General features: G+C 58.6%; 16 protein-coding genes. 6 read left to right on the plus strand and 10 right to left on the minus strand.

All coding sequences use genetic code 11. From position 1 onward, the window contains the following. Positions 1-16 precede the first annotated feature (16 nt). From QMZ18_RS00395 to QMZ18_RS00420, 6 genes are all read right to left on the minus strand, one after another. Positions 17-1,918: an ABC transporter ATP-binding protein/permease gene (locus QMZ18_RS00395; protein WP_282604246.1), complete on the minus strand. Its 1,902-nt coding sequence runs from the start codon at positions 1,916-1,918 to the stop codon at positions 17-19. 103 nt (positions 1,919-2,021) lie between these two features. Continuing rightward, entirely contained in the window at positions 2,022-4,388 is a 2,367-nt protein-coding gene (locus QMZ18_RS00400; protein WP_282604247.1) for a hypothetical protein, read from the minus strand. An 18-nt stretch (positions 4,389-4,406) separates the two neighbouring features. Further along, entirely contained in the window at positions 4,407-6,560 is a 2,154-nt protein-coding gene (gene scpA / locus QMZ18_RS00405; RefSeq protein ID WP_282604248.1) for a methylmalonyl-CoA mutase, read from the minus strand. Positions 6,561-6,715: 155 nt separating this feature from the next. Beyond that, positions 6,716-8,536, minus strand: coding sequence for an adenylate/guanylate cyclase domain-containing protein (locus QMZ18_RS00410; protein WP_282604249.1), 1,821 nt, complete (start codon positions 8,534-8,536; stop codon positions 6,716-6,718). 71 nt (positions 8,537-8,607) lie between these two features. After that, a complete protein-coding gene (locus QMZ18_RS00415; protein ID WP_282604250.1) occupies positions 8,608-9,477 on the minus strand; it encodes a TIGR01459 family HAD-type hydrolase in 870 nt (289 codons plus the stop codon). Between the two features lie 100 nt (positions 9,478-9,577). Then, on the minus strand, positions 9,578-10,864 hold the full coding sequence (locus tag QMZ18_RS00420; protein WP_282604251.1) for an EAL domain-containing protein: 1,287 nt from the start codon (positions 10,862-10,864) through the stop codon (positions 9,578-9,580). Positions 10,865-11,116: 252 nt separating this feature from the next. Between QMZ18_RS00420 and arsC the strand changes: the two genes are divergently transcribed. Then, positions 11,117-11,461, plus strand: coding sequence for an arsenate reductase (glutaredoxin) (arsC, locus tag QMZ18_RS00425; RefSeq protein WP_282604252.1), 345 nt, complete (start codon positions 11,117-11,119; stop codon positions 11,459-11,461). A gap of 21 nt (positions 11,462-11,482) precedes the next feature. On the opposite strand, the gene QMZ18_RS00430 is transcribed toward arsC, so the two are convergent. Beyond that, on the minus strand, positions 11,483-12,520 hold the full coding sequence (locus QMZ18_RS00430) for a quinone-dependent dihydroorotate dehydrogenase (protein ID WP_322097157.1): 1,038 nt from the start codon (positions 12,518-12,520) through the stop codon (positions 11,483-11,485). A 19-nt stretch (positions 12,521-12,539) separates the two neighbouring features. Continuing rightward, positions 12,540-12,923, minus strand: a complete 384-nt coding sequence (locus QMZ18_RS00435) for a DUF952 domain-containing protein (protein ID WP_282604254.1) — start codon at positions 12,921-12,923, stop codon at positions 12,540-12,542. Between the two features lie 234 nt (positions 12,924-13,157). On the opposite strand from QMZ18_RS00435, the gene QMZ18_RS00440 reads away from it, so the two are divergent. The 4 genes from QMZ18_RS00440 (at position 13,158) to QMZ18_RS00455 (ending at position 16,232) form a co-directional block, all read left to right on the plus strand. Then, positions 13,158-13,370 (plus strand): hypothetical protein, encoded by a 213-nt coding sequence (locus tag QMZ18_RS00440; RefSeq protein WP_282604255.1) that lies wholly within the window; start codon positions 13,158-13,160, stop codon positions 13,368-13,370. Positions 13,371-13,849: 479 nt separating this feature from the next. Next, positions 13,850-14,482 carry a helix-turn-helix transcriptional regulator gene (locus QMZ18_RS00445; RefSeq protein WP_282604256.1) on the plus strand — a complete coding sequence of 211 codons (633 nt, stop codon included), beginning with the start codon at positions 13,850-13,852 and terminating at the stop codon, positions 14,480-14,482. Positions 14,483-14,716: 234 nt separating this feature from the next. After that, on the plus strand, positions 14,717-15,553 hold the full coding sequence (locus QMZ18_RS00450) for a branched-chain amino acid aminotransferase (RefSeq protein WP_282604257.1): 837 nt from the start codon (positions 14,717-14,719) through the stop codon (positions 15,551-15,553). A 280-nt stretch (positions 15,554-15,833) separates the two neighbouring features. Beyond that, complete coding sequence (locus QMZ18_RS00455; RefSeq protein WP_282604258.1) at positions 15,834-16,232, plus strand: hypothetical protein; 399 nt, start codon at positions 15,834-15,836, stop codon at positions 16,230-16,232. Positions 16,233-16,278: 46 nt separating this feature from the next. Here QMZ18_RS00455 and QMZ18_RS00460 read toward each other — a convergent pair whose 3' ends face one another. After that, positions 16,279-17,859: a lysine--tRNA ligase gene (locus QMZ18_RS00460; protein ID WP_282604259.1), complete on the minus strand. Its 1,581-nt coding sequence runs from the start codon at positions 17,857-17,859 to the stop codon at positions 16,279-16,281. A gap of 208 nt (positions 17,860-18,067) precedes the next feature. On the opposite strand from QMZ18_RS00460, the gene QMZ18_RS00465 reads away from it, so the two are divergent. Then, positions 18,068-20,926: an ATP-dependent DNA helicase gene (locus QMZ18_RS00465; RefSeq protein WP_282604260.1), complete on the plus strand. Its 2,859-nt coding sequence runs from the start codon at positions 18,068-18,070 to the stop codon at positions 20,924-20,926. On the opposite strand, the gene QMZ18_RS00470 is transcribed toward QMZ18_RS00465, so the two are convergent. Next, a complete protein-coding gene (locus QMZ18_RS00470; protein WP_282604261.1) occupies positions 20,919-21,857 on the minus strand; it encodes an AEC family transporter in 939 nt (312 codons plus the stop codon). The two genes, QMZ18_RS00465 and QMZ18_RS00470, sit on opposite strands and share 8 nt — an antisense overlap. Positions 21,858-21,991: the final 134 nt, after the last annotated feature.

The raw sequence follows: 21,991 nt of genomic DNA on the forward strand, positions 1-21,991 counted from the left end.
TCCACAATACCCTACCTCAAGTTACATCCAGAGGCAGAGGCGGTGAAGCCTGCAGAGGTGGCGCGTGATCGGTTTCTCGACGCTGGAGGGCGCTTTCCTGCTGACGCCGCCACATGGTGGCGTAGTGGCCTTCCCGATCCAGCAGCTCCTCATGCTGACCACGCTCGACGATCCGGCCGGCATCGAGAACTATAATTTCGTCCGCATCAACGACCGTGGAGAGACGGTGTGCGATCACCAAGGTGGTTCGGTCCCGAGATACTTCGGTCAAGCTGCGCTGGATCTCGCGCTCGGTCTTGGTGTCGAGGGCAGACGTGGCTTCGTCGAACAACAGAATAGCCGGGCGCTTGAGAATGGTTCGGGCGATGGCCACACGTTGCTTCTCGCCGCCGGAGAGCTTCAGGCCGCGTTCGCCGACAATGCTGCCGTAACCGTCCGGTAGCCCCCGCACGAATTCATGAATGCGAGCCAGCTTGGCTGCTGCCTCGATTTCTTCCTTGCCTGCATCGGGCCGGCCATAGGCAATGTTGTAGTAGACCGTGTCGTTGAAGAGCACCGTATCTTGCGGGACGATACCGATCGCCGCGCGCAGGGAATCCTGGGTGACTTCGCGCAGATCCTGGCCATCAATCAGGATCTGACCATCCGTTACATCGTAGAATCGGAACAGCAGGCGGCTGATGGTGGACTTGCCGGCACCGCTGGGACCTACAATGGCGACGGTCTTGCCGGCAGGTACGGTGAAGTCTACGTCACGCAGGATCGGCCGGCGCGCGTCATAACCGAAACTTACATTCCGAAAAACGACTTCACCGCCTTCGGGTGCCAGAGATCCGGCATCCGGCCGGTCGACAATCTCGGCGCCGGTCCGCAGGAGATCGAACATCACCTCCATGTCGATCAAGGCCTGCTTGATTTCCCGATACACCGTGCCCAGCAGATTGAGCGGCATGGCCAGTTGAATGAGGTAGGCGTTGACCATGACAAAGTCGCCCAAAGTCATGTTTCCGGCAACGACCCCCATGGCGGCCATGATCATGATCAGGACCACACCGATCGAGATCACAATCGCTTGGCCCGCGTTCAGGGCCGAAAGGCTGACTCGGCTGTCAATCGCCGCACGCTCATAGCTTTTGAGCGCGGAATCAAAGCGCTGGGTCTCGTGTTTCTCGTTGCCGAAGTACTTCACTGTTTCGAAGTTCAGCAGACTGTCGACCGATTTGGTGGTGGCGTCGTTGTCGGCGTCGTTCATGCGCCGGCGCAGCTTGATGCGCCATTCGGTCAGCAGGAAAGTCAGCAAAATGTAGAGAGCGATGGTGACGATCGTGACCGCCGCAAACCGCCAATCGAAGAGATACCAGAGAATGCCGCTGACGAAGAGGATCTCCAGAACGGTCGGCAAAATGTTGAACAGGACAAAGAAAAGCAGAAACTCGATGCCCTTGGTGCCGCGGTCGATGGCACGGGTCAGCCCGCCGGTCTGACGCTCGAGATGGAAACGCAGCGACAGACGATGCAGATGCTCGAAGGTCTGCAGAGCCACCTGGCGGATCGCGTGCTGGGCAACCTTGGAGAAAACCGCATCGCGGATCTGGCCGAAAGCAACACCCAGGATCCGGGCCAGGCCGTAAGCCAATAGCAGACCGAGCGGCAGAACAATCAAAGGCTCGCTGGCAGCCAGTCCGGCGGCCGGGGTCAGGGCGTCGACAGCTGAGCGTAAGAGGAGGGGAACATAAACCGTCGTGACCTTGGCCCCGACCATCAGCGCTAGCGCAATTAACACCCGAATACGAAGATCGGCCCGGCCGACCGGCCAGAGATAGGGAAGCAATCGCCGTAGGGTTGCCAGTTGTTTTCGGGTCGAACCCGCACCGTTCCCGGCATCGCTCGAGAGCGTTTTGGACGCTAGGCTACGCATGCCTCAGAAAAACCCTCTTACGCAGTTTGCCGATCAGACTCTCCATTAATCAGCGAGAGAGCGGTTCACGTCCTTGACTGCTGCGATCAAAAACGATCCTGCTCTAAGACTTGCGGCCAAGAGAGCGCGATAGCAAGAGATATAGCTTACCGACGTCCGACGTCATAAAGGCAGCGGAAAGAATATGTTCCGGATCGCAGTCTGCGGACTGCTTGATCAGAGAATCGAACTGGTTCAGGTAACGGGTGACCTGATCCCTGAAGCGTTCGTCCTCGTCATAGCGCGCCTTGATCTCTGGCGACGCCAAACGGTCCGACTTTCGAAGGAGGCGCCGTGCAAAAACCGACTTGTCGCCGGAACGGTAGGATTTCCAGAATTCTGCGGGCAGATCTTCTTCGATGAACTTGTTCAGATCGATCGCGCTGGAATTCAAATCCTCCATCATGACCGTTGCCGTGCGGAGGAAGACATCCCGGCTGGCCTCAATTGACTTTTCCCGAAGCGTCCGGGCCTGCATAGCGGCCTCGTCGGCCGCCGCGAGCAGATCCTTGCCCTGATCCTTGAAGATCTGACCGGAATCGCGGGCCTGCTGAAAGGCATTGTCAACGGTGGAGCCGAAGTCGTTGGCCTGGGCCTCGAGATTTCCGCCCAGATCTTCGGCGCGGGAGATCGCGCGGTCGGCGGCAGTGCGGACCTTGAGGGAGATGCCATCGATGGTGTCGGCCATCTTGCCCAGGCGATCGAGGTTGCTCTCTGCAACCTTGTTGACTTCCTCGGCCTGTGCCTGGAGCTGCTCCCTGATTTCACCTGACGTGGTTTTCGATGCGTTGGAGGCCGCCGTGATGGCCTCGGCTTGCTGCGACAGCGTACCCTTGACCTCTAGAAGAAGTGCTTTGAAATCCTTACTAAGCTCGCCGAATCCGAGCACCTCTTCCCGGACGGCTGCACGCAGATCACCTGCCGAGCTGTTGGCGGTTTCGGCGGCCAGCGTCAAGACCCTGCCCTGGCTGCGGAAAATCTCCACGACCTTGGCACTTTGGGCCACTGCATTGTGCGCCGCTTCATCGAAGTTATTGGTGCCCAGTTTCAGGGTTTCAGCAATGCGGTCGACCCGTTCACTGACCCGTTCCGCATGCATGGTAAGGTTTTCGGAGTGACTGCCGAGCAGTTTGGAGACCTCGCCCGCTTGGGCAACGGCCCGGGTTCCGGCGGCCTCGATCGCCGAAACCATCGGTTCGATCTCGGCACCTGCGTCGCGCAGGGATTCACGTGCCACTGCTGCAGAATCTGCCAAGCGGTCGATTTGCTGCGCACCGGCCTGTTCGATCTCATCGGCTGCGCCGGAAGCCGCCTCCCGCAGGCGGTCAACCACCTGATCGGTCTCCGTATGAAGGATCCCACCCTGCTCTCGCAGGATCTCGGTGATCAGCTTCGCCCGTGTGGCCGCGAGCTCGAAGGAGTTGCGCACATCCCTGGCGTCGACCTTCAGGCCGTCGCCGACTTTCCGTGAAGTTTCCGCGAGCTCCGTTGTAAGAACGCCGAACTGATCGCGCTCTGCCGCCAGCGCACTGCGCACGCCAGCAACCCGCGTATCCGTATCGTCAAAGACCTGGCCCAGCAGATCGATCTGCTGCCGCATCGCTTCGTTGAACTGCCGTGCCTGGGCAAAGACCTGTTCACCTGCCCCCGCAAAAGCCCTGAGGTCCCGCTCAAGATCCGCGTGAAGCGCATCCCCGGATGCCAACACAGCTTCGCGCGCTGTCCCTAGTTCCTCGCTGCGGCGTGCCAGATGGGTCGCAACGTCCTCGGTCGCGGCTATGGTCTGATCCGCGGCGGCCTGCAAATCGGCGACAGGCTGTTTCAAGGCGCCGGAAATTCGACTGACCATGGAATCAACTTGGACCGCAGCGTCATCAAGCGCCTTTAACTGACTGTCGACGGATTCGCGCGCGGCAGCCATCAAACCGTTGATGCGGGTCGATGCGGATTCGACATCTTTCGCCTGCGTGGAGAGCGACTCCTTGAGCTGTTCAGCCTGGGACGCGGCCCGAACAGAGGCGCCGGAAAGTTCGGTGGTCTGCGATTTGAACGACTGGCGCATCGCGTCCATGCGTTCGAAGATCTCGTCCGTCGTCTCGGTCAGCTCGTTGGCCTGCGACTTCAAGCTATCGCCGATTTGCTGAACCCGGGTTTTGGCCGCATCATCCGGGTAGACCATGGCATCGAAATGGCGAAGCAGCTTTTGCACCTCCTCGGTCACCAATTGCCCACGCAAAAAGTAAACCAATACCAGCCACAACAGTGTTGGCGGCAGGCAGGCACCGGCAACTCCCATCGCCAACTCGTGGGGCAGCAGCCGCTGCAATCCATTCCAGCCAACAAAGGTTTCGACGTAGTAGGCGCAGGCACCAAGCCAGGCTGCCGTCACCAGCAGCCCGATGATCCCGGTAATGACCGAGCTCAGCCTCACAAGCCCCCCCGTTTTTGTTTATGCCGCGGCGCGACGTTGTTTAACGATACCCAAAATTTCATGCGCGGCATGTGGAATATTTGTCCCCGGTCCGTAGATGGCCGAAACACCGGCGGACATTAGGAAGTCATAGTCCTGAGGTGGAATCACGCCACCGCAAACCACGATTATATCTTCGGCGGCCTGGGTCTTCAAAGCTTCGATCAATTGCGGCACCAGGGTCTTGTGACCCGCGGCCTGGCTGGAGACCCCAATGACATGCACGTCGTTTTCGATCGCCTGCAGGGCCGCCTCCTCGGGTGTCTGAAACAGCGATCCCACATCGACGTCGAACCCGATATCCGCAAAGGCGGTCGCAATCACCTTGGCGCCGCGATCGTGTCCGTCCTGCCCCATCTTAACCACCAGCATCCTGGGGCGCCGCCCTTCCATCTTGGCAAAGGCACCGATCTCTTCCTGGATTCGGGCAAATCCCTCATCACCTTCGTAAGCGGAGCCATAGACGCCCGAAATGCTGCGAATCACGGCGCGATGCCTGGTAAAGACTTTTTCGAGTGCATCTGAAATCTCCCCGACGCTTGCCCGCTTGCGGGTCGCTTGGACGGCGAGTTCCAGAAGATTGCCCGATCCTGATTCAGCTGCATGGGTCAATGCCTCCAATGCGTTGCGACAGTCGTCGTCGCTCCGGTCCGCGCGGACGCGGTTGAGACGTTCGATCTGACTGAGACGCACAGCGGTGTTGTCGATATCGAGGATATCAATCTCATCCTCGGTCTCAAGACGGTATTTGTTGACGCCGACGACAACCTCTTCGCCCCGGTCGATGCGTGCCTGCTTACGGGCTGCCGATTCTTCAATCTTCAACTTCGGCATCCCGGATTCGACCGCCTTGGTCATGCCGCCCAGTTCCTCGACTTCTCCGATCAGCTTGCGGGCTTCGGCAATCAGGCTGGCCGTTAGGCTTTCGACGTAGTAGCTGCCCGCCAGAGGGTCTACCACCTTGGTGATGCCGGTTTCCTCTTGCAGCACCAACTGAGTGTTTCGAGCGATGCGGGCCGAGAACTCGGTCGGCAGCGCGACCGCCTCATCCAAGGCGTTGGTGTGCAGTGACTGAGTACCACCCAGAGCCGCCGCCATGGCCTCAATCGTCGTACGGATGACGTTGTTGTAGGGGTCTTGCTCCGTCAGGGACACGCCTGAGGTCTGGCAGTGAGTGCGCAGCATCAGGGAGCGCGGGTCCTTGGGGTTAAAGAGATCCCGCATCAGGTGCGCCCATAAAAAGCGCGCGGCACGCAGCTTGGCGACCTCCATGAAGAAATTCATGCCGATTGCGAAGAAAAAGCTAAGGCGCGGAGCGAAAGCATCAACTTCCAACCCCTTCGAAAGGGCGGCGCGAACGTACTCAATGCCGTCGGCAAGGGTGAATGCCAGCTCCTGAACCGCATTCGCACCGGCTTCCTGCATGTGGTAGCCGGAGATCGAGATCGAATTGAACTTCGGCATGTGCTGTGAAGTGTACTCGATGATATCAGCCACCACCCGCATGGAAGGCTCGGGCGGGTAGATGTAGGTGTTGCGGACCATGAACTCCTTGAGAATGTCGTTCTGAATCGTGCCCGCGAGCTTGTCCTGAGACACGCCCTGTTCCTCGGCAGCCACGATATAGCCGGCAAGAACCGGCAGAACCGCCCCGTTCATGGTCATAGAGACCGACATGCGGTCCAGAGGAATCCCGTCGAACAGGATCTTCATATCCTCGACGGAATCGATCGCAACCCCCGCCTTGCCGACATCGCCGACGACGCGAGGGTGGTCGGAGTCGTAACCGCGGTGCGTCGCCAGATCGAAGGCGACGGAAAGGCCCATCTGTCCCGCCGCCAGGTTCTTGCGATAGAATTCGTTCGAGGCCTCGGCCGTCGAAAAACCGGCGTACTGGCGGATCGTCCAGGGACGCCCCGTGTACATGGTCGCACGTGGACCCCGCAAAAACGGCGCAGATCCGGGCATGGCACCCGCGGTTTCCAGACCTTCCAGATCTTCCGAAGTGTAGAGGGGTTTAACTGCGATTCCCTCAGGGGTTTCCCAGACGAGATCCTCGGACGAACCACCCTTGAGTTCCTTGGCGGCAGCGGCCTGCCAATCCTGGATCGTCTTGTCCGGAAAATCTGCCATCGCGTTCCCTTGAGTCTGAGCCAATCGATCACATAGCGATCTACACCCTATGTGTCTCGCCTCATTGACCTTTTGCGGTGCAGTATAAGCCGCTCCAGCAGCGCAAGTCCAACCTGTGCGTTGCCGTCCCGGAATCACTACCGGCGTCGATCACTTCAGGCAGGGTACGTAGCAGTGCTTTGCGGGGAAAGGCGCAGAAATTCGACCGGTTCGTCGAAACCCTTGAGAAGGGTTGTCTCGATCCGGCAGTCCAGCGGCTCAAGCAACGGACCGACGGCTGGGTCTGCAGCGAGACTCTTGGAGATCACCACATCGCCGCCTTGGGACGTGCCCTGCAGACGGGCGGCCATGTTCACGGTCGAACCGAAATAGTCCAAACGGCCATTAAGGGTCACGGCAATCGATGGCCCCTCGTGGATGCCGAGCTTAATGACGATGCCTTCGTCCGGACGGCCGGCGTTGAAGGATTCGACCTGGTTTTGAATTGCCAGCGCCGCCCGAACCGTATCAGCAGGATCGGCGAAGGCCGCCATGATCGCATCGCCGATGGTTTTGACCACGGCCCCGTTGTTGGCCCGCACAATGGCCGCCAAAAAGGCGAAATGATCGCGCACAAGGTGGTAGGCCCGCGCGTCGCCGATAGCCCCATAAAGAGCCGTCGATCCCTGAAGGTCGCTGAACAGGAGACAAACCCGCTTTATCTCGACTTCATCACCCGGCCGCAAAACCTGATCGGAAAAGAGGTCGCGGAACGCCTGCATGGCTGTAACCCGGTCGGCAGTCAAAGCGTCACGGACCCAGGGGCGCTCCTCGAGAATCAAGGTCAAAGGCCGATGACCCTGATTGCTCAGTGTCATGCAGCCTTTTCGATCGCTGTCCGCAGTCTTGAAACCTTCGGTGTCGGCGACCAGCGCCGGAAAGGCTTTGCCCTCCTCAAGGTCTATGTCCAGTTCCGGACCAGGTTCCAGGCTTCGCAAGCGGTAGCGTCCGGCAGTTAGGTCAATGGGTTCTTCACGCGTCTCGCCTGGTTCGAGCGTAAGCTGAAGCACAACATGCGGGGTGCTCATGGGCCCGAAGAGGCAGTATTCGCCCACCGAAATCGACCGCAGCGCAGGCGCCGGGTGAAAACTCAGCTCGACATTGCGCGAGAAATCGCCGTCGTAGTCGATGTTGCAGGTATCGCAGTGCGCCCCGCGCGGCAACTCGTCGAGACTCGCCACAGAGGCCTTTGGTACCCGGCAGCGTGGGCAGAGTACATCCCAGCGCAACGCGAGCAGACCGGTGCGGGCCGCCTCGAGGCAGAGCTCGATGACGTTGCGTTCGTTTGCCTCCCACTCCCGCGCCAGCTTGATCGGCCGCAGATGGACGAGATCGACTTCCTGGGCACTCCGGACCAGTTCAGCAAGCTTTGGTGCCAGGCCGTGGCCGTGGCCCGAGTCTTCGATGGCGGTAACGATGGAGTCGATCCGAGCCTGGGTCTCGGCGTCCGGCACCGGCGGCTGGAACTGAAAGGCCATGGGCAGATCACCCGTGGCGAACCGACCGGCATCCTCTGCCAGACGGCCAAAGGTCTTGCCCGCACCGGTAAAGAAATTCGTACTCAAGATGACGTGGCCGAGCAGGTTCGCCGCCTCTGCCTCCAGGTGATATTCGCAGCGACAGCCCGCGCCTTCAGGCACGAAACGCAGCAGGGCGTTAAGTTTCTTCAGCGGTCCCTTGGAAAAATCCCGGCGATGCTCGAACCACTGTCCGGTCACCCAATTGACGGGCCAGTCTCGCCATCGAAGTGTGATAGGGCCAAGGCGGACATGGCCGAGATAAATGACCGAACCGTCGTCTTGGGGAATTTCTTCGATGTCGTGTTTGGGCAGGCCGGCTGCCTCGTTGAAACGGGCGGTATCTGCAAGACTGGGCCAAAGCCTTTCAGGCGGCACGTCAAAGTGCCAAACGAACGTGCGGCTGTATCGTTTCCCCATAAACCGGTACCAATCCCAGCTTTGCGCCGAATATCAAGCAAGCCTGTTCGTCTGGAAGCCGCCGACTGCGCCTACCAGCGGAGTCTCGGCAGCACTGCTGTCGGCCTTGCCGGAGCCGCAGCAAACACAGCCTCGAGCTTATCAGGCGCAGGCATTCCTGCAGAGTCTACGTCCAGTTCTTTTCTATGGATGCCATCGGCGACAAAAATACCGGCGATCCCGACGGCCTTGGCCCCCGCGATATCCGTGCGCAGTGAATCGCCGATGCCGGCAATCCGGCTGCGGTCGGTCGCACCCATCATCTCGAAGCAGCGTTCGTAGACGCCGCGATGAGGCTTACCGTGTGAACGTAGATCACCGCCGAGTTCTTCGTAACGCGCAGCGACACTGCCGGCACAAAACTCCATCACACCGCCGCGGATGACAACAAGGTCCGGGTTGGCACAGACCATGGGCAACTGAAGTGCGACAGCCTCCGCGAGCAGATCGTCATAGTCTTCGACCTTGTGATCGAAGGAAAGAGTTCCGGTGTTGAGAATGAAGTCTGCGCCGGCCAGTTGCGCGACAAAGTCGTAATCCAAGCCCTCTCGCATACCCAGATCGCGTTCCGGCCCCAGATGATAGCAACGTCGGCCCAGTTTCCGGTACCAGTCGTCCGGCCGTTCACTGAGATGCTGCCAGGCGTCTTCGCCGGAGGACATCACGACATCCGCAAGGTCAGGCGCAATGCCGAGATCTTGATTGCGCGCAATGACGACCTCAGCACGCCGCGGCGCATTGGAAAGGATCGCGATCTGCTTGCCCGCGTCCTTCAGGCGCGAAACGCAGTCGACAGCTTCCGGAAAGGCCTGCACGCCGTCGTGCATGACACCCCAGAGATCGATGATGTAACCGTCGTAGTTATCGGAAAGGGCCGACAGGCCGTCGTGAATCGAGATCACCTGAACCTAAAATCAATGCGGAAGGGAAAGACACGTTCTTGTGCCACAGTGATGGCTGCAAGGGAAGAACGCTTGTGGATTGGCGGGAGCCGCCGGTTGTTTAGGCCGCGGGACGGGCAAGGCGGGGTTCACCGAACAGAAATCCCTGTCCGTAGTCGATCTGCTTATCGAGAAGCCTGCGCAGGGTGTCCTCAACTTCGACCTTTTCCGCAACCAGATTGATCGGAACGCCCTTAAAAGCTTCGAGCAGGGCATCGACTTCGGAGGTTCCGGCTGCCAGTCGTTCGGCTTCGATCTTCACGAAGCGAATGTTCGCCGAGGCGAGCGCAGGCAGATCCATCTGCAGATCCGTCACCTGATCAATTGAGAGCCGGCAACCAACGCGCGCCAAGCGTTGAAGGTGACGTTTTTCGATCTCCCCGAAGTTCGCAAATTCCGACTGGGCAAACTCAAAAATCAGATTCGGCCCCAAGACTTCGTTGTTTTCGAGAAACTCGACGAAGTCGCCAAAAAAGTCATCGTCCCGCAGGGTATGGGGCGAGATGTTGCAAAAGAAATCCAGATTGTCGCTGCGGCGCTGGATCTTGCGCACCAGTTGAACGCAACGGAACAACAGCATGTTGTCGATCGCCGTAATCAGCCCTTCGCGTTCCGCGACCGCAATATACTCTTCCGGGAGGATCATCAGATCTTCTTGGGTCCGAACGCGTGAGAAGCACTCGTAAAAGCGCCGCTTGCGTTGCGGCATACTTACGATGGGCTGGAGAACAAAGCTGATTCGATCGTCCCGGAGAGCCTTTTGAACCTGTTCGAGAATCTCATCTTCACTCAGGTTACGGACAACCGTCGGCAGAACGCCCTCAGTGGCTTCGTTTTTTTGCGGTGAAACGTCTTTGAGGCCGACGTCGGCACTTTGCAAACCAGGTTCGGCCGGACCGGAATTGATGGATGGCGGGGCGGCGGACACAGCCGGTTCAACGACCAACGTCTGCTGCGGTTCTGACGGCGCCGATCCCAGTGACTTCAGGACACGAACTTCGGTAATGGCCTCACCGACAGTACCGGGACCACTCGACGCGCGCGCCGAATGCACGACAGCCTCTACCGCTTCGGCGAGCGCCTTGTTTTCGCGCCGCGACCAATTGAGCTGCTCGTGGAGTTCGGTCTGCGTATGCCTAAGTGCTAATATTTGCCGCCCGAAGAAGGTTTCCCGCGAAACCCGCTGATACATTTCGTGAACCAGCGCACCGGCCAGGAAAATAAGCAAGCCGATTACCACCGCAACCGGCTGGTCGAGACGGGGTACGCGCAAGGGCGCCACCACCGCCACGGCGATTGCCAGCGCCGTGTAGAGTCCGAACAACAGAATATTGCGAGCCACTGACATGCGGACGCGAGTTCCCGACTTGATCGTAATTTCAGGTTGGAGAGTGTGCCCCGGCAGGTCTTGAAGGATGGTTAACAAAACCTTGTAGCGGCTAACATTTTTACGAAGACGCCGGCGGCCCGGCAGCCCATTGAGATCGCTTCCGGCTTGACAGAAAATTCCCGACAGGCCATCCAATCGGCCGAAACATCGAAACGCGCCGGCCAAATCGGATGAAAACCGGATGGCCAAGCCGAACAGGAGAGAACAGCAGTGGTCACGATCTACCACAATCCGAGATGCAGCAAATCCCGCCAAACCCTTGCCTTACTGCAGGGCGAAGGCCTTGAGCCAGAGATCGTCGAATACCTCAAGACTCCCCCGACAGCGAAAACACTGTCGCAGCTGCTAGAGCAACTGGGTCTGGAGCCGCGCGAACTGATGCGCCGCAAGGAAGCGATCTACAAGGAGCTGAAGCTCGACGATCCTGACCTGACCCGCGACGCCCTGATCGCCGCCATGGTCGAGAATCCCATCCTGATCGAACGGCCGATTGTCAGTTCAGGCACAAAGGCTGCACTGGGACGCCCGCCCGAAGCGGTTCTCGATATTCTTTAACGCGGCGAGGCTGTCACCGCTTTACCGATGCGCTGCCCCCACTGCATCAGTAACCCGTTCGTAGCCGTCTCGACGCAGAAGTTGGGCCAGGTCACGCTTGATGCGTTCGACCAGGCCCGGGCCTTCATAAACCAGCGCGGAATATAGCTGGACCAGGGAAGCGCCTGCGCGGATCTTGGCGTAGGCATCGGCACCAGTGCCGACACCCCCGACACCGATCAACGGGATACGCCCTTCGGTCAAGCGATAGACATCCCCCAGAACCCGGGTCGAGAGGTTGAACAGCGGCCGGCCGCTCAACCCGCCGGTTTCTTCTCGGTCGTTGCCACGGAGAGAATCTGGACGTGTGATCGTGGTGTTCGAAACCGTCAATCCGTCGAGCCCGTGTTCAAGTGCGACCTCGGCGATATCCTTCATATCCTGATCGGTCAGATCCGGCGCAATCTTAAGCACCAGTGGCGGCGCTTTATCGGCATAGTTTTCCTGGAGCGCCGACTTGATTGCGCCAATCAGATCGTCGAGCTCGCTCCGGCCTTGCAAGGCGCGCAGGCCGGGTGTGTTCGGCGAAGATACGTTAATCACCAGATAGTCTGCGAATCCACCCAGCGCCTTCGCACCGGCAAGATAGTCGCCAACCGCATCTTCGGCATCGCGGTTCTTACCTAGATTGACCCCCAAGGGACCAGGCAATGGCCCTTCGCGCCATTTTCTTAGACTCTCGGCTGCCGCGTCACTGCCCGCGTTGTTGAACCCCAGGCGATTGATCACGCCACGATCTTCCGGCAGGCGAAAAATGCGCGGTTTGGGATTCCCGGGTTGAGCACGGGGCGTAACACTGCCGATTTCGACAAATCCAAACCCAAGCCCAAAGACCGGGCCGACGACGGCCGCGTTTTTGTCAAAACCGGCCGCCAGGCCGATCGGATTGTCAAAAGACCGATTCCACAGCGTGACGGCCAGGGCGGGATCACTCTCGTCGGGGCGCGAGGGGCTCATCCCCCTTTTAAGCGCCCACAACGTTAGGTCGTGTGCAGTTTCAGGGTTCAAGAGCCTCAACATCGGACCCAAAATCCGAAAGCTATTCACGCGGCTTTTCCCGGTTGTCGTTCACCAAGTCAGACAACCTAGGAAAGAGATGGCGGCCGTCGGGCCCCATGGGCAGGTCGTCCACCTGCCGAACCGCTTCAAGGGGCAGATCACTATAGAGGTGCGGAAACAAGGCTCCACCGCGCGAGGCTTCCCACTTGAGAGATGCTCCCAAGGCTCCCGGATCGACGGTCAACAAGACCAGGTCGGTCTGCCCACTTCGATGCTTTGCCGCTGAAGCTTCAACCTGCTGCGCGTCCGAGAAATGGATGAAGCCATCTGCAAGATCCTGAGACGATCCGGCATAGGAGCCGCGTGACTGGGCCGCAGCCCACTCTTCACGCCGACAAATGTGAAAAATCATATTTTCATACATGATAAGAAACTTATCTCACTTTTAGCATCAGCGTTAGGTTGTATTACTATCCTTGCAATCTGCAACTTTCGGTCAATTCTGCATTGCAAATTGCAACAGTCTGTGATCCAAGCTGGACATCGGCGAAACATTCGGCGCTGGAGGCAGCGAATACAAGGCGAATTTCCATGTGGCACATTGCTTGCACAAGCATAGCGAGCATCGTTCAAATGAAAGACCGCCATCGAGGTGACCATGACAGTCAGAGAAGATGATAAAAACGACGTGCGCGGCAGCCGTGCCCTCCAAAATGCACTCGACGCGGTTGGCGCTGTCGGCGACTCGGGGTTCGTGCTTGTCCCAAGCGAACCCAGCGACGAAATGATACTTGCAGGTGCCCGCGCCGGCGGCATCAGCACCGGTCTCGCGCGGACAGTTTATCGGGCAATGCTCGGCGAAACCAGTTAACTGTAACGGCAAACATCGGCGCGACCTGTTTGGGGCACACAAACCGGCGTTGCCGAAAAAGTAAGCAAAGATGCTTTTTTTGTGCGGTCGTTCTCGACATTCACAGTTGAGAACAAGGACTGCCCTGCAGCTTGAGTGCCGTTTGCCGCACTTTAATGAGATAAAGCAGCTTAACTGGCTCAGGACTGGCGCAGAATGCTTCAGTGGAAGTGCAGTGTGTCGGGGAGCAGTTTTAGCTGCAACCTGCGGATTTTAGCAATGAATATGGCTACCCTGTGGCCTCCCCGCCCTGAATAAATTCATCATTTTTGCAAGGCAATCTGCGGAAATTCACCGGTCCTGATCCATTAAATTTCTTCACACACACAACGACCCCGTTTATCGCTGGATTCAACGTCCTAAAGACCCTACATGCAGCATGAAGGAATGCGACTTTTATTCCTACTGCATGCGAACGGTATTTATAAGATAATCTTCCCATGTTGAAACACGACGATGTCTGGCGGGCTATCGATAGTCTGGCGAGACAGTATAATCTGTCTCCGTCGGGACTTGCGCGACAGGCTGGCCTTGACCCCACGACGTTCAACAAAAGCAAGCGTGTTACTTCCCAAGGTAAAAAGCGCTGGCCGAGCACCGAATCAATCGCAAAGATCCTCGCCGCTACGGGTGCATCCCTTGCCGAATTCGTCAATATCATCGGCGAAGAAAATGCGGGCGCGATCGCGCAGCGCATTCCCAGCCTGGATACCCTGCAATCGTCGAAGGACGGTTATTTCGATCATCAAGGCGCGCCCAGCGAAGAGGGCTGGGATGAGATACTTGCGCCGCACATAGAAGATCGAAACGCCTTCGCGCTCGAGATAAGCGGCAGCAGATATGAACCCGTGTACCGCGACGGCGATCTGATCGTCGTGTCACCGGGCGCGAGTATCCGGCGCGGCGACCGCGTGCTGATCAAACAGCACGGCGGCGGCATCATGATCTGCCAACTGGTTCGTGAAAGCGCACGCCGGATCGAACTAGCGCAAGTCGGCAATTCCTCGGCCTCTACCGCTTTGCAAAATAAAGACGTCGCCTGGATGTCGCGTATCATCTGGGCCAGCCAGTAAAAGCAGCCTGCAAGGCTCCGCAACGGCGATATCAACAATTCCCATCAGTGTAAATGCGGGCTTTTTCGTAGGATTTGCTCCGTTTATGTCGGCATCCGAAGGCTAGGCTGAATCTTTGGTTGTGCCCTCAAATCAGCGACAGGACTTGGCAAGAGGTTTTAATATGGTAGCGTTTGCCGGCTCGAAGTGATCGAGCTTTCCGCAAACAAGTTCCCCAGACCCGAGGACGAATATATGAAGGCCGTGCATTTCATTGATGGAAGCTGGCAGGAAGGTAATCCGGCCATCTTAGGTCCGATGACACACGCCACCTGGATGGCATCGGTCATCTTCGACGGCGCGCGTGCCTTCGAAGGCGTAACACCGGATCTCGATCTTCATTGCGAGCGCACGGTTGCCTCCGCCATCTCTTTCGGCCTGAAGCCGATCGTCCCGGCCGGTGAAATTCTGGAAATCGCGCGCGAAGGCGTTTCCAAGTTCAGCCCCGACGCCGAACTCTACATCCGCCCCATGCTCTGGGCGGAGACCGGATTCGTAGCGCCGGACCCGGAGAGCACGCGTTTCTGCCTTAGTGTGTTTGAAGCACCGATGCCGGACCCTAAAGGAATGGGGGTTCAGCTATCCTCTTTCCGTCGGCCGTTACCCAGTATGGCCCCGACGCAAGCCAAGGCGGCCTGCCTCTATCCCAATTCCGGCAGAGCACTGCGTGAAGCCCTAGACAATGGCTTCGACAACGCCGTCGTGCTTGATGGCCTTGGCAATGTGGCGGAACTCGCCACGGCAAATATCTGGATTGCCAAGGATGGGGCGGCGCATACGCCCGCGCCGAACGGTACTTTCCTGAACGGCATCACCCGTCAACGGGTGGGCAAACTTTTACAGGACGCGGGCATCCCGGTATACGAACGCTGCATTACCTGGGAAGAGGTTATGGACGCGGATGAAGCCTTCAGCAGCGGAAACCACGCCAAAGTTGTCCCAATAACCAGAATCGGCGACCGAAATCTTCAGATGGGTCCAATCTATCAAAAAGCGAGAGAACTTTATTGGAACTGGGCTCACGGAGGTTGAATTCTGGCGTATTTATTTCTAACAAACGTTACAAATATCTGGAAATTAACCGAACTCTAAACTTTTTTACTCAGGTTCCATTCCTAAGAACACTAACAATCCAAGATGTTAGCGCTCTTGAGAACGAGCACTGTCTATTGAAACCGTCAAGACCGTGCATCGTCCTCTAACAATAGGAAGTTGAGGCTGGTTCGACTGTGTTCCTTGAATCAGGATTAAGCGGTCAGCCTCTAACCGACGGAGAAGACCTCCGTCTAGGGATTGGAACAGGAGTATCCAAGTGGCGTCACTCGATATGGATGGCCCCTTTGCTTTAGATAGTAAAGCGATACAGAGCAAGGTTGCCGGAAATCCGGGGAATTTTGCCTTGGGTACGATGACGGGCAACAAGCGCTTCGCTGTCCGCATTGTCGGAAGAAGCGACGACAACCTGCAGAAAACCCTGCTGAAGGAACTCAAACGCGGCACCGGTCAGCCTGGCTTTTTTGCGCGGCTTTTTGCCGGCAAAAAGCGCATCAACGCTTTTAAATTCAGTCATGCCAGGGATGCGCAAGCCGCGTTCAGCAAGGAATGCCGGAACTTTCATAACTTCGGCGGTTCGAAAAAACTGGCAAACAAAGCCCACCCCGCGCCGCCGCCCGGCGTTAAGGCGGCCTGCGAATACTGCAAGGGTAAGTAAAACCCCAGACCGGGAGCGGTCAGGCTCCCGGGACACCCGTGAACATTTACGCCAGATCCTCGCCATCGAGGGCACGCTGGATTAGGCGGCAACTCTCATCCAGACCATAGAGTGCAAAAAACGAGCCCAGGCGCGGTCCCTGTGACTGCCCCAGCAGAACCTCGTAGAGTGCTTTGAACCAATCGCGAAGATTGGCGAAATCGTGGTTTTTGCCGATCTCGTAAACCTGGGTCTGTATATCCTCCGCCGAGGTTCCTTCAGGCAATTCTTTCAGTTTAGCCAGCAGATCTTCCATCGCCGCACGTTCACTGTCGTTCGGACCCCGATAGCTCTTGGATGGCTTGACGAAGTCCTGATAATAACGGATTGCGTAGCCGATCAGGGAGTCCAGGAAAGGCGTATTCTCGGGCGTTGCCTCCGGCACATAGCGACCGACGAAGCCCCAAAGAACCGCGCTGTCCTCCGTATTGCAGACACCCGCGAGGTTCAGCAGGATCCCGAAATTCAGCGGCGAAGATGCCGAAGGAACCTTTCCGGCGTGGATATGCCAGGCCGGGTTCTCAAGCTTGCGGTCCGGCTCTTCTTCTTTAACCTTTCCGGCAAAGGTCAGATAGTCATCGACCATGCGGGGAATGGCATCGAAGTAGAGGCGCTTCGCAGTGCGTGGCTTCTGATACATGAAGAGCGCCAAGCTCTCCTGCGGAGCATACTGAAGCCATTCTTCGACCGACAGTCCGTTGCCCTTGGACTTGGAGATCTTTTCGCCCTGCTCGTCCAGGAACAGCTCGTAAGTGAAACCGCCCGGAGGCTTACCGCCAAGGGCCTTGGTAATGCGGCCACCGAGCTTAACCGAATCCATTAGATCCTTGCCCGACATTTCGTAGTCGACATCGAGTGCATACCAGCGCATCGCCCAGTCCGGCTTCCACTGCAGCTTGCACTGTCCGCCCGTGACCGGCACCTCGACCAAATCACCATCGGCGTCGCGGTAGACGACGGTTCCGCGGTTCGCATGCCGTTCGAGGATCGGGACCTGCAGCACCTGCCCGGTCTTCGGACAGACTGGCATGAAGGGGCTGTAGGTCTCCCGGCGCTCCGGCCCAAGGGACGGCAGCATAATCTTCTGGACCTCGTCGTACTGATGCAGAATCTTGCGCAGAGCATCGTCGAAGCGGCCCGCCTTGTAGAGTTCAGTCGAAGACTGAAACTCATAATGGAAACCGAAGCTGTCGAGGAAGCCGCGTAGCCGGGCATTATTGTGATGTCCGAAGCTTTCATATTCTCCGAAGGGATCCGGGATCGAGGTCAGAGCCCGTCCCAGGTTTTCGGTCAGCATTTCCTTGTTCGGAACGTTGTCGGGAACCTTGCGCAGGCCGTCCATGTCGTCTGAAAAGCAATAGAGCTTGGTCGGGATATCGCAGATCGTCTCGAAGGCATGACGCACCATTGAAGTCCGCACCACCTCGCCGAAGGTACCGATATGCGGCAGGCCCGAAGGTCCGTATCCGGTTTCGAAGAGAACGTAGCCTTTCTCCGGCGTTTTCCCACCGATGCGCGCCAACAGATTGCGTGCTTCCTCGAAGGGCCAGGCCTTTGCCTGGAGGGCCAGTTCTCTTTCGCTCGACATATTGTCCGTCACTTACGTTTGCTTAGCCGGTCTGGGCGACCGTAGATTGGAAAAAAGCAGCTGTTCTCTATAAACAGTCCGCAAAGGTGGGGCGAAACTAGGCGCGCGGGGCCGGGAGGTCAACTTTGCATCGGCAGGGTTTGGTTATCTTTCCAAGACCTGTCTTCCGCCGTGACCTGCATTGGATTCTATCGATATACTCCGCGCCATGTCCCGAAGGAATGAAGTTCCTGCGGCGCGCGGCGCCAATCACGACGCGGCCCCGCCCAGCGACCGCAACCCTCAGCCACCAGGCTTGCAGCTGCCGGCAGCTCCTATGCTGGCGGTTGGCCTGACCCGCGCCGTATGGCTGGATCAGGATGGGGAGTTGAGTGAACTTTCACTGCGCGAAGCTGCCAATCGCGCACGCAACGAAGCCCCAATTCTGTGCCATGCAAAGGCAGTGGCGCGGCGCATGGGTTGCGATCCCTTTCCGGCGTACGATTTACTCGAACTTTTTGCCTTCGTTCGGCCTGCGCGCTTTTGCACGCCGACGCCGCGCGGTTTGGCCAACGAACTGGGACTGCCGACGCCCGACAGCCTGGATGCCGAAGCCAGCATCCTGCCGCAGATTGCCCTGGGCCTGCTGCGGGAACTGGCAGCGCACAGCAGCCGCCGAGACCCTTCGGCACGTGATATCGCCTGGGCCATGGCCCGGACCGGCTGGCGATGGGGCCCCGCGGCGCTCTCCGCCGTCGAGGTGATGGATAGTGGTGATGAGCGGCACCGGGCAAGGGGCCTTCATGTCTGGGATTTTCTCGCTGAATGGAGTGAAACGGCGCCACCTGCGCCGCCGGGAAGTGACACCGTATCAGCGAGCGAGGCACGCCAACGCCTGGCTGAACTGCTGGACAGCGATTCTGAGGCCCGGCCACAACAGGCGGATTACGCCTCTGCGGTTAGTCAAGCTTTCGCACCACGTACTGCCGCCGAGCAACCTAATCTCGTCCTTGCCGAAGCCGGGACCGGAACAGGAAAAACCTTGGGTTACATCGCACCTGCGAGCCTCTGGGCACAAAAGAATGCGGGACCGGTCTGGATCTCGACCTATACCCGGAACCTGCAACGACAACTCGATGACGAACTCTCCAAACTCTACCCGGAACCGCGTTTGAAGTCAGAGCGGGTGGTGATCCGCAAAGGGCGGGAGAATTATCTCTGCCTGCTGAACTTCGACGAAGCAGTGACCGGACTTTCGGCTCGGCCCAGTGACGGTGTCGCCATCGGCCTGATGGCGCGCTGGGCCGCCTGGACCCGCGACGGCGACATGGTCGGCGGCGACTTTCCAGGATGGCTCGCGGATCTGCTGGGCCGCGCTAAAACCCTCGGCCTGACCGACCGGCGCGGTGAATGCATCTATTCGGCTTGTGCTCACTACCGTAAATGTTTCATCGAACGCAATCTCAGGAAGGCAAAACAGGCCGAAATTGTCGTGGCCAACCATGCGCTCGTGATGATCCAGGCAGCACTGGGCGGGGGGGAGGACGGCCAATTGCCCACCCACTACGTGCTGGATGAGGGACATCACGTCTTCGATGCCGCCGACAGTGCTTTCGCCGCCCATCTCTCAGGACAGGAAACCCATGACCTGCGCCGCTGGCTGCTAGGCGGTGAGCAAAGCGGGCGTTCCGCCGGCCGCGCGCGTGGTCTGCGGAGAAGACTGGAGGACCTGGTTGCCGCCAATCCGGACCTGACCGAATTGCTCAACAAGACCCTACAAGCTGCAAGCGTCCTGCCTGGAGAGTCGTGGCATCAGAGAATCGCCGACGGACGGACGACAGGACCCGCGGAGCAATTTCTGTGGGGCGTGCGCCAGCAGGTCTACGCACGCAGCAGCGGGCACGACAGCCCCTACAGTCTAGAGGTCGATGCACGGCCAGCCGAACCGGAACTGCAGGCGGCAGCAGCGGCGCTGAAAGAGGCTTTGGTCAACGTCCTGAAGCCCATGGAGGGTCTGAAGAAGGGCCTGCAGGCGCGGTTGGATGACGATGCCGACAAGCTTGACAGCGACACGCGGCGCCGGATCGAAGCCTCGTGCCGAAGCCTGGAGCGGCGCGGACAGCTACAGATTACGGCCTGGTGTGCCATGCTGGATGCTCTGCAGGCCGATACGCCACCGGAGTTCACCGACTGGTTTGCGGTCGAGCGCAACGGTGGTCACGACATCGATGTCGGGATGTTCAGGCATTGGAAAGACCCGACCATCCCCTTTGCCGACGCGGTCCTGCGCAACGCGCAGGGCCTGGTCATCACCTCGGCAACCCTGACCGACCAACCGGGGAGCGGTTCGAAGGAATCGGAAGATGATTCAGCCGATGTCATGTGGAAAGCGGCGGAACTGCGAACCGGAGCGCTTCACATGGAGAATCCCGCGATCCGGGCTCTGGTGGCTTCACCCTTCGACTATGAAAAACAGACCAGGGTCTACGTGATCTCGGACGTCCGAAAAGATGACCTGACCCAGGTCGCCGCGGCCTATCGCGAACTGTTTCTGGCTTCAGGCGGCGGTGCGCTTGGGTTGTTCACAGCCATTTCGCGGCTGCGCGCCGTGCGCCAGCGTCTCGTCGAGCCTCTGGAACAGGCAGGCCTGGACCTCTACGCGCAGCATGTCGATGCCATGGATATCTCCACCCTGGTCGACATCTTCCGCGACGAAGTCGACTCCTGCCTGCTGGGCACGGACGCAGTGCGGGACGGCGTCGACGTGCCGGGTGATGCGCTGCGACTCATCGTTTTCGATCGGGTGCCCTGGCCGCGGCCCGACATTCAACACCGTGAGCGGCGCAAGCTGTTCGGAGGACGGTCCTATGACGACCGGCTCGTGCGCCTGAAACTACGGCAGGCCTTTGGACGGCTCGTCCGCCGGGACCGGGATCGTGGCATCTTTGTCCTGCTGGATCCCATGATGCCGTCACGGCTGCATGGTGCTTTCCCCAAGGGTGTGGTGCCTCAAAAGGTTGGACTGGCACAGGCGGTGGACGAAATCAGCAGCTTTTTCAGTAAAGACGACACGGATCCGTTCAACTGATCCGAAGCAGGTTCAGCAGGGCGGAAATCGTCACGACCGAAACCACCGTCGAAATCATGATCGTAGCCGTCGAGCGTTGAGTATAGATGTCGTAGCGCTGAGCCAGAACGAAGACCAGAGCTCCGGTTGGCAGTGACGCCATGATCACTGCTGAAGCGGCCCAGACCGGATCCATGTCCATCACTCCGAATGCCAGCCAGGCAGCAAGCAGCGGGTGCAGGATCAGCTTTAGCAGAACCAGTACCGATATCTCACCCGCACCAGCGGTGAAGGAACGGCCGACCATGAAAAGCCCCATGGCGAAGAGGGCACAAGGGCCCGCAGAAGCCGCCAGAAGGTCACAAAAGGCGCTGACGGCGACGGGGAGCGGGATGCCAGCCGCCGAAAACAGCAGGCCGACGAGGGCAGACATCACAAGGGGGCTGGAAAAGACACCCATGACGGCATTGCGGAGGATTGCCAGGCCGCCGCTCTTTTGATTGAGATCGACTTCGATGATGACCGTCGCGAGAGCCAGCACCACCGTACCGTTCAGAACCGTCGCAATCACGCCCGGCAAGGCTGCGCGCTCACCGAAGGCCAGGAGCAAAAGCGGAATGCCCATATAGCCGGTGTTCGAGAAGACTGCTGTCAGACCATTGAGACCCAGAGCACCGATTCGATTGGGAAATGCGAAGGTGGCTACCAGCATTGCCACCCCAAAGGTGCCCAGAATGCCGCCGCCAATGGCCAAGAGATACTGGGTATTGAAAATCTGTGCTACTTCGACCCGCGACATGGAAACGATGAACAAGGCGGGTAGGGACACGTAGTAGACAAAGGCATTCAGCGCTTCGCCGCTGGATTCCCCTAAAATATTGAAACGACCGGCAAGGTAGCCGGCCAGCATAATCCCAAAAACGGGCAAAACGACGTTTAGTACTGCATCCATGGCCGCGGAAACTGCCTTCCATGCAGCAAACTGTCGAGTGCCGAATTTGCATCGCTCCCTTGCAACTTCGCATGATGGCGGTATATAGCCAGTGTCGCTGCGGACAGGACCAGGGCCGGACAATCCTCCTGCCC

It is taken from the genome of Pelagibius sp. Alg239-R121, from assembly GCF_947331435.1.
GTDB lineage: Bacteria > Pseudomonadota > Alphaproteobacteria > Kiloniellales > Kiloniellaceae > Denitrobaculum.

Coding starts and splice junctions, on each gene's coding strand:
- QMZ18_RS00420 (WP_282604251.1), bottom strand. CDS start 10,864: ATGTCAGTGGCTCGCAATATTCTGTTGTTCGGACTCTACACGGCGCTG.
- QMZ18_RS00430 (WP_322097157.1), bottom strand. CDS start 12,520: ATGTTGAGGCTCTTGAACCCTGAAACTGCACACGACCTAACGTTGTGG.
- QMZ18_RS00410 (WP_282604249.1), bottom strand. CDS start 8,536: ATGGGGAAACGATACAGCCGCACGTTCGTTTGGCACTTTGACGTGCCG.
- QMZ18_RS00435 (WP_282604254.1), bottom strand. CDS start 12,923: ATGTATGAAAATATGATTTTTCACATTTGTCGGCGTGAAGAGTGGGCT.
- QMZ18_RS00450 (WP_282604257.1), top strand. CDS start 14,717: ATGAAGGCCGTGCATTTCATTGATGGAAGCTGGCAGGAAGGTAATCCG.
- scpA (WP_282604248.1), bottom strand. CDS start 6,560: ATGGCAGATTTTCCGGACAAGACGATCCAGGATTGGCAGGCCGCTGCC.
- QMZ18_RS00445 (WP_282604256.1), top strand. CDS start 13,850: ATGTTGAAACACGACGATGTCTGGCGGGCTATCGATAGTCTGGCGAGA.
- QMZ18_RS00465 (WP_282604260.1), top strand. CDS start 18,068: ATGTCCCGAAGGAATGAAGTTCCTGCGGCGCGCGGCGCCAATCACGAC.
- QMZ18_RS00460 (WP_282604259.1), bottom strand. CDS start 17,859: ATGTCGAGCGAAAGAGAACTGGCCCTCCAGGCAAAGGCCTGGCCCTTC.
- QMZ18_RS00470 (WP_282604261.1), bottom strand. CDS start 21,857: ATGGATGCAGTACTAAACGTCGTTTTGCCCGTTTTTGGGATTATGCTG.
- QMZ18_RS00440 (WP_282604255.1), top strand. CDS start 13,158: ATGACAGTCAGAGAAGATGATAAAAACGACGTGCGCGGCAGCCGTGCC.
- QMZ18_RS00395 (WP_282604246.1), bottom strand. CDS start 1,918: ATGCGTAGCCTAGCGTCCAAAACGCTCTCGAGCGATGCCGGGAACGGT.